At 69.2% G+C, this 13,636-nt stretch carries 11 protein-coding genes and 2 pseudogenes; 7 read left to right on the forward strand and 6 right to left on the reverse strand.

Going from position 1 to position 13,636, the window contains the following annotated elements; translation table 11 throughout:
• Positions 1-37: 37 nt before the first annotated feature.
• On the reverse strand, positions 38-1,072 hold the full coding sequence (locus ABD324_RS10050; protein WP_344414845.1) for an alpha/beta fold hydrolase: 1,035 nt from the start codon (positions 1,070-1,072) through the stop codon (positions 38-40).
• Positions 1,073-1,162: 90 nt separating this feature from the next.
• Here ABD324_RS10050 and ABD324_RS10055 point away from each other — a divergent pair, with 90 nt between their 5' ends.
• Genes ABD324_RS10055 through ABD324_RS10070 form a run of 4 tightly spaced genes read left to right on the forward strand, consistent with a single transcriptional unit; the run spans position 1,163 to position 4,767 of the window.
• Complete coding sequence (locus ABD324_RS10055; protein WP_344414847.1) at positions 1,163-2,071, forward strand: ABC transporter ATP-binding protein; 909 nt, start codon at positions 1,163-1,165, stop codon at positions 2,069-2,071.
• Positions 2,068-2,871 carry an ABC transporter permease gene (locus ABD324_RS10060; protein ID WP_344414849.1) on the forward strand — a complete coding sequence of 268 codons (804 nt, stop codon included), beginning with the start codon at positions 2,068-2,070 and terminating at the stop codon, positions 2,869-2,871. The genes ABD324_RS10055 and ABD324_RS10060 overlap by 4 nt, the downstream gene beginning before the upstream one ends.
• Positions 2,872-2,917: 46 nt before the next feature.
• Positions 2,918-4,129, forward strand: coding sequence for a sensor histidine kinase (locus tag ABD324_RS10065; protein WP_344414851.1), 1,212 nt, complete (start codon positions 2,918-2,920; stop codon positions 4,127-4,129).
• Positions 4,126-4,767 (forward strand): response regulator, encoded by a 642-nt coding sequence (locus ABD324_RS10070; protein ID WP_344414853.1) that lies wholly within the window; start codon positions 4,126-4,128, stop codon positions 4,765-4,767. Before ABD324_RS10065 ends, ABD324_RS10070 begins: the two co-directional genes overlap by 4 nt.
• Before the next feature lie 4 nt (positions 4,768-4,771).
• Here the strand turns inward: ABD324_RS10070 and ABD324_RS10075 are convergent, their stop codons facing one another.
• A complete protein-coding gene (locus ABD324_RS10075) occupies positions 4,772-5,254 on the reverse strand; it encodes a hypothetical protein (protein ID WP_344414855.1) in 483 nt (160 codons plus the stop codon).
• Positions 5,255-5,483: 229 nt separating this feature from the next.
• On the opposite strand from ABD324_RS10075, the gene ABD324_RS10080 reads away from it, so the two are divergent.
• Entirely contained in the window at positions 5,484-6,125 is a 642-nt protein-coding gene (locus tag ABD324_RS10080) for a type IV toxin-antitoxin system AbiEi family antitoxin domain-containing protein (RefSeq protein WP_344414857.1), read from the forward strand.
• Between the two features lie 246 nt (positions 6,126-6,371).
• Here the strand turns inward: ABD324_RS10080 and ABD324_RS10085 are convergent, their stop codons facing one another.
• From ABD324_RS10085 to ABD324_RS10095, 3 genes and pseudogenes are all read right to left on the reverse strand, one after another.
• Positions 6,372-6,722, reverse strand: a complete 351-nt coding sequence (locus ABD324_RS10085; RefSeq protein ID WP_344414859.1) for a hypothetical protein — start codon at positions 6,720-6,722, stop codon at positions 6,372-6,374.
• Between the two features lie 2 nt (positions 6,723-6,724).
• Positions 6,725-7,225 carry a prevent-host-death protein gene (locus ABD324_RS10090; protein ID WP_344414861.1) on the reverse strand — a complete coding sequence of 167 codons (501 nt, stop codon included), beginning with the start codon at positions 7,223-7,225 and terminating at the stop codon, positions 6,725-6,727.
• A gap of 64 nt (positions 7,226-7,289) precedes the next feature.
• Positions 7,290-8,138: pseudogene (locus tag ABD324_RS10095) on the reverse strand (IS481 family transposase); the annotation flags it as partial.
• Between the two features lie 95 nt (positions 8,139-8,233).
• On the opposite strand from ABD324_RS10095, the pseudogene ABD324_RS10100 reads away from it, so the two are divergent.
• Together ABD324_RS10100 and ABD324_RS10105 are read left to right on the forward strand one after the other, a co-directional pair.
• Positions 8,234-9,381 (forward strand): annotated as a pseudogene (locus ABD324_RS10100) (IS3 family transposase).
• 130 nt (positions 9,382-9,511) lie between these two features.
• The gene (locus ABD324_RS10105; RefSeq protein ID WP_344414863.1) at positions 9,512-10,165 is read left to right on the forward strand and encodes a hypothetical protein; all 654 of its coding nucleotides are present in this window, start codon (positions 9,512-9,514) and stop codon (positions 10,163-10,165) included.
• 46 nt (positions 10,166-10,211) lie between these two features.
• Here the strand turns inward: ABD324_RS10105 and ABD324_RS10110 are convergent, their stop codons facing one another.
• Positions 10,212-11,249: a hypothetical protein gene (locus tag ABD324_RS10110; RefSeq protein WP_344414865.1), complete on the reverse strand. Its 1,038-nt coding sequence runs from the start codon at positions 11,247-11,249 to the stop codon at positions 10,212-10,214.
• Between the last annotated feature and the right edge of the window lie 2,387 nt (positions 11,250-13,636).

Below are 13,636 nucleotides of genomic sequence, written 5' to 3' on the forward strand. Positions count from 1 at the left end.
CCCTGCGCCGGGGCCCCGGGCGCGGTCAGGCGGGGAACTACCCCACTTCGTGGCGGGCGCTGAACCAGGCGGCGACCTGCGCGCGGGACCGGAAGCCGAGACGCAGCCGGATCCGTTCGACGTGGCCTTCGGCGGAGCGCTCGTCGATCCCCAGCCGCGTGGCGATCTCGCGGTTCGTGCAGCCCCGGCTCACCAGCTCCGCGACCTCCCGCTGCCGCGGCGTCAGCTCGTCCGGGCGGCGCCGGGTGACCGGCAGGCCGAGGAAGCGGCGGATCGCGGCCACCAGCTCGTCGCGCTCACCCGCGTACGGGAGGTGGGAACGGCCGGGCAGGACCACCAGCTCGGCACCGTCGATGCCGGCGGAGAGCGCCTCGGCCTGGGCGACGGGCGCGGCGCGGTCCCCGGCGCGGTGCACCACCAGCGTGGGCGTCCGCACCCGGGGCAGGGCGTCGGTGACGTCGAGCGCGTAGCTCAGCGCGAGCAGCTCCCGCGCGGTCGCGGCGGTGGAGCATTCGCGCTGGTAGCGGGCGGTCTGTGCGCGGGTGGCGCGGTCGGCGTCGGGGGCGAAGATGTCGGTCAGGACGTCGGACCCGAGGCCCCAGTGGGACTCGATCAGCCCGAGCACGTGCTCGCGTACGGCCGGTGCGGACAGGTCGTCGCCGCGCGCCCAGCCGCCGTAGAGCACCAGGCGGCGCACGGTGTCCGGGTGCTCGGCCGCCCACGCGACCGCGACCGGGGCACCCATCGAGGTGCCCATCAGGTCGAACGGCCCGTCGAGGGTCCCGGCGACCGCCGCCAGCTGCTCGAGCTCGAACTCCAGCGACGCGGGCCGCGCCACGGCCGGGGACAGCCCGCACCCGGCGCGGTCGTAGCGGACCAGCCGGCGGCCCTGCGTCAGCGCCTCGTAGAACCGCCGCTCGGCGGCGAGCTCCCAGCTCAGCTCCAGATGGCTCAGCCAGCCCATGACGTACACGAGCGGGCGGCCGGTGCCGGCGACGGCGTAGGACACGGCGGTGCCGTCCGCGGTCCTGGCGGAGCCGAGCCGTTGCTGCACGACACGAGTGTCGCGCACCCGGGTCATACCTGGGTATGACCCGCACGTCCGGGGAATGGGCTCGCGGACCGACGCGGTGGACCGTCCGGCGCCCCTAGCGTAGGTGCCATGATCGAGCTGACGGGCCTGAGCAAGCGCTACGGGCCGAAACTGGCGGTGGACGAGGTGTCGTTCACCGTGCTGCCCGGCATGGTGACCGGGTTCCTCGGGCCCAACGGGGCCGGCAAGTCGACGACCATGCGGATGATCATGGGGCTCGACGCCCCGACGTCCGGATCGGTCACCGTGAACGGCAAACCGTATGCGGCGCATCGTGATCCGCTGCGGCAGGTCGGCGCGCTGCTGGAGGCGAAGGCGATCCACACCGGACGCAGCGCCTACCACCACCTGCTGGCGCTGGGCGCGACGCACGGGATCGGGAGGTCTCGCGTACTCGACGTCATCGCCATGACCGGGCTGGAGAGCGTGGCGCGCAAGCGCGTCGGGGGCTTCTCGCTGGGGATGGGGCAGCGGCTGGGGATCGCGGCGGCCCTGCTGGGCGACCCGCAGACGCTGATCCTCGACGAGCCGGTCAACGGCCTGGATCCCGAAGGCGTGCTGTGGGTCCGCCGGCTCTCCCGCGCGCTCGCCGCGGAGGGCCGCACGGTGTTCCTCTCGAGCCACCTGATGAGCGAGATGGCCCAGACCGCGGACCACCTGATCGTGCTCGGCCGCGGCCGGGTCCTCGCCGACGCCCCGATCGCCGAGCTGCTGGCCGGCGCCGGGAACCGGGTGCTCGTCCGCAGCGCGGACCCCCAGGGGCTCGTGAACGTGCTGGCCGTGCCGGACGTGACGGTCGAGCAGGCCCCCGACGGCGCCCTGACGGTGACCGGGGTGTCCGCCCGGCAGGTCGGGGAGGCCGCCGCGGAGGCCGGGATCGTGCTGTACGAGCTGACCCCGCTCACCGCCAGCCTGGAGCAGGCCTACCTGCAGCTGACCCGCGACGACGTCGAATACCACGCGGAGCTGACCCGATGACCGCCCCTGCCCTCGCCCCCGTTCCCGATCTCGTCACCACCGCTCCCCGGCTGTCGGCCGCGGGGATCCTGCGCTCGGAGTGGATCAAGCTGCGCAGCGTCCGGTCGACGCTCTGGTGCTACGCCATGATCGTGCTGTTCACGGTCGGCGTCGGCGCCGTCGTCGCCGCGGTGAGCGATCAGCCGGCAGGCCAGGGCTCACTGGTGGGCAGCGCGACCGCGGGCACCATGATCACGGTGCTCGTCGTGGCCGTCGTCGGGTCGCTGATCGTGACCGGGGAGTACGGCACCGGGCAGATCCGGTCCACGTTCAGCGCGGTGCCCCGGCGGACCGGGGTCCTGGCAGCCAAGGGCGCCGTGCTCGCGCTGACGACGTTCGTGGTCGGCCTGGTCTCGGTGGCGATCGCGGCCGTGGTGTCGTGGGCGATCTCGGGCTCGCCGGCGGTGGAGCTCTCCCAGGCGCTGGTGGTGCCGCTGGTCGGCGCGGCCCTGTACCTGACGACGATCGCGCTGCTGGCGTTCGGGCTCGGCGCGATCCTGCGCAACACGGCCGGTGCGCTGGCCACGGCGCTGGGGCTGCTGCTGGTCGTCCCGGTCGTCGTCACCCTGCTCGGGGGGCTCACGGATGCCGCCTGGATCCAGACCGTCGGCGAGTACCTGCCGCAGTCGCTCGGCACCCGGGTCATGGGCGACGGCACCGGTGAGGGGCTCGGCCGCTGGGCCGCGCTCGGCTACCTGGGCATCTGGGACGCGGTGGTGCTTGTCCTGGCCGGCGTTCTGGTGAAGCGTCGCGACGTGTGAGCGCAGTGTGATCAGGCGGACAGCCACGCAGGTCCCCTCCGTCGCGGTGGACGGAGGGGATCTACGGCTGCCCCGGGCACCGGGGGTGATCCGGCGGTTCTGGGCGAGGCATCCGCGGATCACGGACGTCGTGCTCGTGCTCCTGATCGGCTCGACCTGCTTCGACGGGGCGGCCGGCCCGGACGGCGCGGACTGGGGCGATCCGCGGTTCCTCTGGGGCCTGCCGTTCGTGCTGGTCGCGACGGCCGGGGTGCTGTTCCACCGCACCCGCCCGTTCGTCACGCTCGGCGCCTCGTGGGTCGGCGTCGTCGCCTGGGCCTGGGCCCCGAGCGCGTTCGTGCTCGCGGCGGCCGTGTTCGCCGTGTACATCATCCCGGTCCGCCGGCCCGGCCCCGCGGTCTGGTGGGCCACCGGGGTGACCGTGGCACTCGCGTGCGCGGCGGCGCTGCTCAGCGACCGCCACACCCCGCTCGTCACGCAGTACCCGGGCCTGCTGCTCGAGGTCGTCCCGATCACGCTCGCACTGCTGGTGGCGACGCTGGTGGGCACCAACGTCGGGAACCGGCGGCGGTACCTGTCCGCGCTGGTCGACCGCGCGCACCAACTGGCCCGCGAGCGCGACCAGCAGGCGCTGCTCGCCGCGGCGGGGGAGCGGGCCCGGATCGCCCGGGAGATGCACGACGTCGTGTCCCACTCGTTGACGGTCATGGTCGCGCTGGCCGAGGGCGCCGCGGTCGCGGCGGCCACCTCCCCGGAGCGGGCGACGATGGCGATGGGCCAGGTCGCCGACACGGGACGCACGGCGCTCACGGACATGCGCCGCATGCTCGGCGTCCTCGGTGGGGACGAACGGGCGAGCCTGGCCCCGCAGCCCTCGCTGGCCGAGCTGCCCGCCCTGGTGCGGCAGTTCGCCGACCTGGGCCTACCGGTCACCGCGCAGGTCCGCGGCACCGCTCCGGGGGACCCGGCCCTGCAGCTGACGATCTACCGCGTGGTCCAGGAGGCGTTGACGAACAGCATGCGCTACGCGCGCACCCCCACCGCCGTCACGGTGACGGTCGACGCCGAGGCGGACCCGATCGTCGTCACGGTGGAGGACGACGGGCGTGGGCCTGCGGACGCGCCGTCCGTCGGGGCCGGGCGGGGCCTGCTCGGTCTCACCGAGCGCGTCGCCGCACTCGGTGGGGAGTTCCGCTCCGGGCCCCGGGCCCGTGGGTGGCGGGTCTCCGCGTCGCTCCCGGCCGGGAGCGACCGGTGATCCGGGTCGCGATCGCGGACGACCAGCAGCTCGTCCGGTTCGGGTTCCGGATGGTGCTCGACGGGCAGGCGGACGTCGAGGTCGTCGGCGAGGCCGAGAACGGGGCCGAGGCGGTCGAGCTGGCCCGCCGGACCCGCCCCGACGTGGTCCTGATGGACGTGCGGATGCCGGGCACGGACGGCCTCGCCGCCACCGCCGCCATCACCGCCTCGCTGCCGGAGACCAAGGTGTTGGTGCTCACGACCTTCGACCTGGACGAGTACGCCTTCGGCGCGCTGCGCGCCGGCGCCAGCGGGTTCCTGCTGAAGGACACTAAGGCCGAGGAGCTGGTCGCTGCGGTCCGCGCGCTCGCGGAGGGCGAGGCCGCGATCTCCCCGCGGATCACCCGCCTGATGCTGGACATGTTCGGCGCCAAGCTCCCTGTCGGGGCCGCCGACCCGGCCGCGGTGCTGACACCGCGGGAGCGGGAGGTGCTCGTCGCGATCGGGCGGGGGCTGAGCAATCCCGAGATCGCCGCCGCCCTGTTCCTGAGCGAGGCGACGGTGAAGACGCACGTGGGGCGGGTGCTGTCCAAACTGGAGCTGCGGGACAGGGTCCACGCGGTGATCTTTGCGTACGAGAACGGGCTCGTGGGCTGAGCGGTCAGCGGTCCGCGCGGGCCCAGTGCCCCTGGCCGACGTGCTCGACGTCGTCGAAACGGGCCTCGATCTGCTGGATCATGCGGGCCGGGCCGCCGACGTACCAGAAGGAGCTGTCGAAGGCGCACAGCCCGGCGAAGGCGTGCTCGGCCACGTGGACGTCGTCGTCCTCGGGGCGGGGGAGCTGGTCGGGTCGCTCGGCGGCGAGGAACTCGCCCCACACGATCTGCCCCACCTGGCGGCTGAAGTCGTAGAGCTCCTCGAAGGACATCACCCACCCCCGCGGGCCCTCCATCCGGGCCTCGATCTCGGCGAGGGAACCGAAGGCCGAGCCCTCGGGGAGAGACGTCTCCGGCATCCGCTGCATGGACCAGGTCCAGGTCCGGGCGACCGGCCAGATCGCGGTGAGGAGGTCGGGGAGGTCGAGGAAGGTCGAGAAGCCGGGCCGAAGGAGCGTGGTGTCGTTGACACGGACCAGGTAGTCCATGGGGACACGCTCCTCGCTGTCGGTCCCGGGCGCCAGCCTCCGTGAGGCGAGCGCGACCTACGGCGTGGACATCGCCCGGAGAGCGGGCATCCGCTCGGACCCGGCGTGGCTCGGCGGCCGAGCGGCCTGACCTCTCTCATGTCGCCATGGCGCTTTGCGATCCAGTACGGCCATTGCTGGCGGCAAGACTGGCACGAATGTAGCCTTTTGGACTACGGAGGTGACAGCGATGGCCGCTCACGTCGCCGCGCGGGTTCCACCCGAGCTGCTGCAGCACGGTCGAGTGCTGCGGCCGGTCGACGCGGACCACGTGTACAGCAATCCTCGTGCCGAGTTCGCACGTCTGGAGCGTGCCGGGGTTCTGCACAGGCTCGCAGCGGGGTTGTACGCGGCGGTGCCCGACGACCGGGTGGGCGCGAGCTGGCGACCGTCGTTGGAGGCCGTGGCGCTCGGCGTGGCAGGGACCGGAGGGCATGTCGCGGAGAGCGCTCTGATGGGTGTGAGTGCTGCGCGGGTTCACGGCGCGATCCCCAGGGCACTCGGCGTCGCCGTCGTCGCCGTGCAGCGGCACCGGCGGACGCTCCGGCTCTCCGACCGTGACGCCGACGTGCTGTTCGTCCGTCGCGACGTGGCTCGTCTCGACGTCCAGCGGCACCGGACGGAACTCGGGCAGGGGTGGGTGACCACGATCGAGCAGACGGTCCTGGACCTGATCGCCCGACCCGGACTCGGCGGTGTCCCGGGCATGGTCCCGGAGGCGATCGCCGCGCTGTTGCCGCGGGCAGATGTCGGGCAGCTCCAGGACCTTGCGGGTCAGCAGCGTCGGCGTAGCGCGCTCGACGCCGCCCTCGCCGCCCACGGAGCCGGCTGACGTGCTCGACCCGGCAGAGCTGCAGCGTGTCGCCGCCGACTGCGGTGTGGCCGAGGGACAAGTCGTCCGTGATCACCCGCTTGAGGAGTATCCGGGGCTAGGTCATCTACCAGCGCGTTCGTCGCCATTCCTGGGAACAGGGAGAGCGTCGGTGGCCCCTCAGTCTCAGCGTTTCGCTCCCACGATGGCTCCCAGGGGATCACTTTCCGCAAGCCGTCCATAGGTTGTCGTGGGTGCGAGGATCCGCTACTTGGTCTGGTTCGGGTGGCTTGTGTGCACCTGCTCCAGGAAGACCGTGCGCTCGTGGACGTAGTACCAGATGCGTGCAGTCCCGCTTGCCGTCGGCTTGTGCTGCCAGCGTTCGTGGGTCTCGCCGTCGCGCTGGATCGTGGCGAGATCACCCTTGAGTCGGTAGGTCGTCGGTGTCGTGGTCAGAGGTGTGCGGGTGAGGAGATCCCATGTCTCGGCCATGGGATTGCGGATGGTTGCGACGAGGTCTCGCCATCCCTTCTGCGCGTCTTTGGTGGCGTAGCGGATCTCGTACTCGATCTTCTTCGGTGGGCGAGGGACCAGCTCACCCCTCTTGGCGGCCGACACGATCAGGGACGCTCCACGGTTTCGGCGGCTTCGTCGTCGAGCCATTGGATCTCGGCGCGCCCGAGGCCCGCGGCGATGGCGGTGGCGGTCTCCTTCCAGGAGGTGAGCTCGGCGATCGCCAGGTGTGGCTGGTCGGTGGCGAAGGAGGCGCGTGCGGCGTCGACGAGGTTCAGTGCGCAGGTGTCCCGATCCGCGGGTGAGAGCGCGAGCATCCACGGGTAGACCTTGGCCATCCGCTCGGCGAGTGAGCCGTTGTCGTCCAGGGCGACCGTGATGAGCTGTGCGGCGAACTGCAGCAGGTGTGCGCGACCGTCGGCCTCGCGTTGGGACATGAGTACCAGCGACTCGCCGTCGCGGCGCGTCACGATGACGGGGTGGTCCTCGGCCTCGGCGAAGACCTCGGCCGAGTGCTTGCTCAGGTCTGAGGAACGCCGCGTCGCGGTAGGAAGGTCTGCTGCCGTAGCCACAGTTCCAGAGTATTCGGAACGTGTTCGGAAGTCCACCGCGATCACCCTGCCCGGCAGCGGCGCAGGACGCCCCTCGGGCCATGCGGGCCTTCATGGATGGCTAGGTGTACTGCCCTGAGAGGTTGGGAACGCGGCTGGCGGGTGGGTGGCCGCCGATGCCGGTGTGTCTGCGGTGGTGATTGTAGAAGTGCAGCCACCCGGGTAGATCAGCTCGGCGGTCGCTCTCACGCTGGTAGGGCCGGGCGTATGCCCACTCCTCGAGCAGGGTGCGGTTGAACCGTTCGACCTTCCCGTTAGTTTGCGGGCGGTAGGGCCGGGTGCGTTTGTGGACGACATCGGCGCTGGTCAGGGCGTCGCGCCAGACGTGAGAGCGGTAGCAGGAGCCGTTATCGGTCAGCACCCGACGCGCCGCGATGCCGCAGGAGTCGAAGTAGGCCTGGGCTCGGGCCCAGAACCCGACCGCGGTGATGGCCTGCTCGTCGGCGTGGATCTCGGTGTAGGCCAGTCGGGAGTGGTCGTCGACGGCGTTGTGCAGGTAGGCGTAGCCGACGCCGCGTCGGCGGTCACGGCGTCCGGCGGCGCGGCCCAGGACGCGGTGCCCGCCGCCGTCGGGGATGTTGCCGAGTTTCTTGATGTCGACGTGGACCAGGTCGCCCGGGGCGGGGTGTTCGTAGCGGCGCACCGTCTTGCGGATGATGGCGCCGGTGGCGCGGTCGAGCTCGGTCAGGTGCGCCATCCGGTAGCGGCGCAGCACTGCGTGCACGGTCGAGGCGGCCGGCCGCAGCAGGCTCGCGATCCGGGCCGGGCCCCAGCGTCTGATGACGCGGACCTTGATGATGCGTCGCTCGATCCGGGTCGGGGTCCGGCGTGGGCTGTGGTGCGGGCGGCTGGAGCGGTCGGTCATGCCGGCCTTACCGTGGAGCCGGTAGCGGTCAGCCCAGTGAACCGCCCCGGCGTGTCCGGAGAGCTTGATGTGCCCCGGAAACCGCGGAGTCGGCTTGCTGGATGATCACGCTTCTCCGAGCGAGAAGGATCATCAGCACCGTGCCGAAGAGGTACCCACCCGAGTTCCGCCGCAAGGTCCTTGACCTCGTTGCATCCGGCCGTCGTGTCGCGCAGGTTGCCTCTGATCTCGACAACAGCGAGCAGACGATCTACGTGTGGCGCCGCCAAGAGCTCATCGACAGCGGACAGCTACCCGGGGCCACCAGCACTGAGCAAGCCGAGCTCACCGCCGCCCGGCGGCGCATCGCCCAGCTCGAGGCCGAGGTAGCTATCCACCGCCGCGCCGCTGAGCTGCTCGGTGAGGTGGTGTCCCCAAAAGGCGGTTTGAGGCGATCGCGGTGATGGCCTCAGAAGGGCTGCCCGTCCAGCACGCCTGCCGGGTCCTCGGCGTCGCCGAGTCCGGCTTCTACGAATGGCGCTCCCGTCCGGCCTCCCCGCGAGCGCTGCGCCACGCCTGGCTCACCGAACAGATCCAGGCCATCCACACCGCCTCCTTCGGCACCTACGGCGCCCGCCGCGTCCACGCCGAACTCCGCCTCGGCCACGGCATCCTGGTCGGCCACGGCGCAGTCGAGCTGCTCATGCGCCGCGCTGGACTGGCCGGGCTTCCTGGGCGCAAACGCCGCCGACACGTCCACGAGACCGCGTTTTCGAGCGACCTCGTGGATCGCAACTTCACCCGGCCGGCGCCGAACCAGCTGTGGGTCACCGACATCACCGAACACCCCACCCGCGAGGGGAAGGTCTACTGCGCGGTCGTGCTCGACGTGCATTCCCGCCGAGTAGTGGGCTGGTCCATCGACTCTTCTCAGACCGCCGCCCTGGCCACGAACGCGCTGAGCATGGCCATCGGCAACCGCTCCCCGCTCCCCGCAGGCACAGTGATCCACTCCGACCACGGCGTGCAATTCACGTCCTGGGCCTTCACCCGTCGCGCGAAGGAGTCCGGGCTCGTGCCGTCGATGGGCTCAATCGGCGACTGCTATGACAACGCCGTCATCGAGTCCTTCTGGGGCCGCGTGCAGACCGAGCTACTCAACCGCCGCCGCTGGCGCACCCGCATCGAGCTCGCCAACGCCTTATTCGAGTACCTCGAGATCTTCCACAACCGCCGCCGCCGACACAGCGCCCTAGGCATGCTCACGCCCATCGAGTACGAGAAGCTCCACACCCCAGCCACCGCGTGAACCCAGGAAGCTGACTCCACATAAGCCGGGGCACATCAAAGTCTCCGGACACGCCGGGGCGGTTCAGACCGACGCCTCGATCCAGCTCGTCGACCTCGTTGACAGCGCGACGTCAACGGAGAGTTCGACGATGATCCGCGCGCTGGAGCGCGCCTGGTCCGCCATCCGGGCCCGTCACCCTGAGATCCCTGCCGTTGTGATCGTCGTCGGCGCAGGATCCGGCACCGGGCCAGAGCTCAAGCTCGGCCACTTCGCCGCCATGCGCTGGGGTGCAGATCCCGACGAGACGGCGGCGGACGGATTAAAGCCGGACCGGCTGCCCGAGGTGTTCGTCGGCGGCGAGGGGCTCGCCCGCGGACCGGCTGACGTACTCGCGACCCTCCTGCACGAGGCCGCCCACGCCCTGGCCCATGTGCGGGGGATCAAGGACACCAGCCGTCAGGGACGGTGGCACAACGCCAAGTTCAAGGCGCTTGCCGAGGAGCTCGGGATCGCCGTCACGAAGGACCCGAAGATCGGCTGGTCGCCTACGACGCTCCACAACGAGATGCGGCGGTCGTACGCGGCACCATCATTGAGCTCGAACAGGCGTTGCGCCTGGCCCGGTCGGTTGAGGCACCACGGGGCGGGTCCAGGCGCCCAATCCCCGCTCGATCGTGGAGAGCCCCTGCGATCGCCAGATGCGCGTTGCGAAGGCCGCATTCGTCGCAGGGCCGATCCTCTGTGGGCTCTGCGGGCTCCCGTTCGAGGTGGCCAGGACGAATCCGGTGATCGGCAGGGATAGGGGCCCGGCAAGTGGCGGGGTAGCTGAGCACTACGCGCAGGACTGACTACCAGCCGCCGTCGAGACCAAGCTCCATAGCGGTGTCACGCAGGTCTCCGACGAGTCGTTGACGTTCCCAGGGCTTGAGTTCGTTCCGGCGCAGGGCACCCAACGTCGTGGTGAGATCGACGTCGAGCGCGGTCGTCCGCCAGGTGGCGGCGAAGCTGGTGGCGTTCTCGGGCAGGGTCTTCCGAAGGCGATCTGCGACTCGCTGGCTTGCATCGGCTCCGCGCACAAGATCCTGGAAGTGAAGCTCGGTCCGGATCTCGGCGACGTCCTCTTCGTCGACTTCACCAGCGAACTGCCTGCTCATGGGGATGACGAAGAACCCGAGCTGGCGGGCCATCTTGAAGGTGGTGTGGTGTGCTCGACGGCACACGAGCACGGGCACGATTGGGCTGTCCGGGCGGGCTTGCTGGAGGACCGTTGCCTTGTGCAGGAGCTGGTAGAGCTCGGCTGCACTGGGGTATATCCAGGAGCGGATGTTCTTGACCTCAATGAGCACGGTCACGGTGGGGCCCGGGATGCCGCTGACGAGCGGGACGAGGAAGCCCCCGCTGTCCGCGGCGCCGGGGAGTTCGACGCCGAGCAGGTTGGAGACCTCGCCGGCGCCGGTCGTCGCGGGTACCAGGGCCTGCGAGTCGAGGATGGCGGCGCGGACAGCACGTTCTCCTGCCGGGCCGATCAGCCCGTTGGGGTGTCGGCGGGTGCCCTGAGCCCAGCCGTTGTACCGAGCGGCGAGGAGACGTTTACGACGCGCCGCTTGGGCGATCTTGGTTGCGCGTCTGCCCTTGTCGGCTGGCTGGATGGTGTCGACGTTGTGTGTGCCGCGGCTCGGGGTGGCGTCGCGGATGAGCACCCCTGAGGCCAGGAGGGTGCCCAGAGCCCTGGTGACGTGGTGCGGGTCGATGTTGCCCGAGGACCGCTCGAAGTAGCGTTCAGACAGTCGTGCGTCGAGCTCGGCGACAGTGACCGCATGCTCCTGGTCGAGGACCTCGAGGATGCCGGCCGCCGCGAGGCGGTCGTACTCCTGCTCGGTCGGCACCGACCCGAGGATGCCAGCGAAGTTGCGTTTGACCGCATCTGGCACGCCGTATGTAGGAGTTGTTGGGGGTCTGTCGACGCTGGGCGGGGGTGCTGAGCCCTGCACGTCCGGCGTTCGGAGGTCCCCGCCGATCAGGTCCTCTCGATGGAGTCTGCGCGCGGGTGCCGTTCCAGACTCGTCGTCAGGGTAGGGACGTTGAGCAGGCAATAGATGGTCGCCAGTTCTCGGCAGACCTGCGATCGTCAGGGAATACCGCTGGCCGGCAGCTGGCAGTAGGATTCACGTATGGGTGAACTTCGGGCGATCGAGACGCGGTATGCAGGCTGCCGCTTTCGATCGCGCTTAGAGGCTCGGTGGGCATTGGCATTCGACTGGCTCGGTGTTCCGTGGGAATACGAGGGGCAGGGCTATATTCTCGAGAGCAGCTCTGCGTATCTGCCGGACTTCCACCTGCCGAGCTGTGACCTTTACGTAGAGGTCAAGGGCAGTAGTAAACTCTTGGAGCGAGACGCTCGACGGATAAACGAATTCGCTGCGGGGGGTCAGAATGTGGTCATCCTAGGCAGTGTTCCTCACGTCGATCCCGACGTATATCCAATACACTTGGGCTCGGGTGCGGCGGGCCTCTTTGATGCCTATTTTACAGGATCCAGGCATGCTTCTGAGCAGGTTGAGATCATGGCGAGCAGTCAGACGGTGGCAAACCTGAATCAGCGCTTCCGTCCCGAATCGGCGCCGGTGGAAGTCCAACGCGCATACCTTGTTGCCCGAGAGGCGCGCTTTGAGCGAGGAGAATCACCAGCTAGGCCGACCTTGAGTGACCGCAACTCGCCGCCACCGCCAGAGTTGAAATTGCCGAGTCGACGGCATAGCTACGTCTTCGTGAGAGGGCGGTGGGTCTACGCGCCAACTGGTCAGAACTCTATCCCGGAATGGCGGCGAGGGGAAAATCAAAGAGAGCGCGACTTGCAGAAGGGTAAGCCGGTTCGTCAGCCGGTGAAACGCTCGCAGTCGAGTGCCGACCGCGCCTCTCGTCGGACGGGGAGTTCGCCGGAGCGAGTTCATGTGTCTCTCGATGGCGACACGACGATCTGCCGCTTGAGTGGAGCGTCGATCCATGGGGTTGCCCTCGGCCCTGCTAGTCGAGCAGACTGGTTCTCGCAGGTCACTTGCTTCAACTGCTCCTACCGCCTAGCAAAGGCGGGTCTTTGGGATGGAGACTCGATTCCTGGGAAGCCCTCTCCTGAGGGCTCTCGGCGGCGTCACGCGGTCCCAGTCGTGGAGGCTGGCTATCGATATCGACTTCCAGGAATCGCCAACCTCGGACAATTATAGGTGTACCATACTCGACGACTTCAGACGGTGATGATGCGAGCCATTCAGACGGCCTATGCTGGCCACCGCTTTAGATCTCGCCTTGAAGCCCGCTGGGCTGTTGTCTTCGATCAACTAGGAATTACCTGGCGTTACGAGCCAGAGGGCTTCATCCTATCGGATGGCTCGACCTACCTTCCTGATTTTGTGCTCCCGTCCGACGGCTGGACTGTTGAGGCTAAGGGAGACGACTCCGCGCTCGGGCGAGACATAAGTCGGATTGCACGTTATGTCACAGACTCAGGTCGTCGTGTACTGATCCTTGGTGATGTCCCGGACCTTTCGGGCGGCCGCGCTGAGCATCTTGCCGTGATTCCAGCGGCGGGTGGCCCTCGAATGACTGCTGCCTACTTCATGGGCTGGCCCGTGCATCCAGACGAACCAGAGTCGCCAGGATATGCCATCATTCCGGGACCAATCACCTTGGAGCCACCAAGCGGGACAATAGCGAGGATTAACTCGGACCCGTCGTGGCGTCCGTATCGTCCTGTTGTCGAAGCCTTTGCCTCGGCGCGTGCTGCCAGATTTGAGTTCGGTGAGACTCCTTTTCGTGCTCGGATGGGCGAGCCCTTCTTTATGGCGGCCTCTGAGGCCTCTGGGATGGAAGGTCTACTTGAGTCGGTCGAAGGGATATGGACCAGCCGATGGTTCGCCGTCGAGGCCGCCTTGCCCGTCGACAAGAATTCACGGTTTCAACACCCGGGCCGTCAGTACGCACCTCGGCCGACGGATTGGAAAGACGTCGTCACCTGGCTTGCGGAGGATTGTGGCCTCAGCGCTGGCGTATTGGCGGTAACTCTCTCGGCTACCTGGGCGGAGTGGGAAGACGGCCACGTGGAGTGGGACGCCCTCTGGCAGCGCTACCTCGATCGCTGCCAGGATGAAGCTGAGGCTCGCGAAGTCCATACGTCAGGAGGCTGAGTGCTCGACGGAACAGCGATGCCCGTAGGTGGCGATCGATGCTTGATCGGCTAGGGCGGCACCGTGGCCTCCTTCGTGGCCTCCAACTCGTC

Origin of the sequence: Pseudonocardia ailaonensis (assembly GCF_039531635.1) — a bacterium.
GTDB classification, from domain to species: Bacteria; Actinomycetota; Actinomycetes; order Mycobacteriales; family Pseudonocardiaceae; genus Pseudonocardia; species Pseudonocardia ailaonensis.

Bases quoted from the DNA above. Each gene is read 5' to 3' on its own strand.
- ABD324_RS10055 (WP_344414847.1), top strand. From the start codon at position 1,163: ATGATCGAGCTGACGGGCCTGAGCAAGCGCTACGGGCCGAAACTGGCG.
- ABD324_RS10060 (WP_344414849.1), top strand. From the start codon at position 2,068: ATGACCGCCCCTGCCCTCGCCCCCGTTCCCGATCTCGTCACCACCGCT.
- ABD324_RS10075 (WP_344414855.1), bottom strand. From the start codon at position 5,254: ATGGACTACCTGGTCCGTGTCAACGACACCACGCTCCTTCGGCCCGGC.
- ABD324_RS10080 (WP_344414857.1), top strand. From the start codon at position 5,484: ATGGCCGCTCACGTCGCCGCGCGGGTTCCACCCGAGCTGCTGCAGCAC.
- ABD324_RS10105 (WP_344414863.1), top strand. From the start codon at position 9,512: ATGATCCGCGCGCTGGAGCGCGCCTGGTCCGCCATCCGGGCCCGTCAC.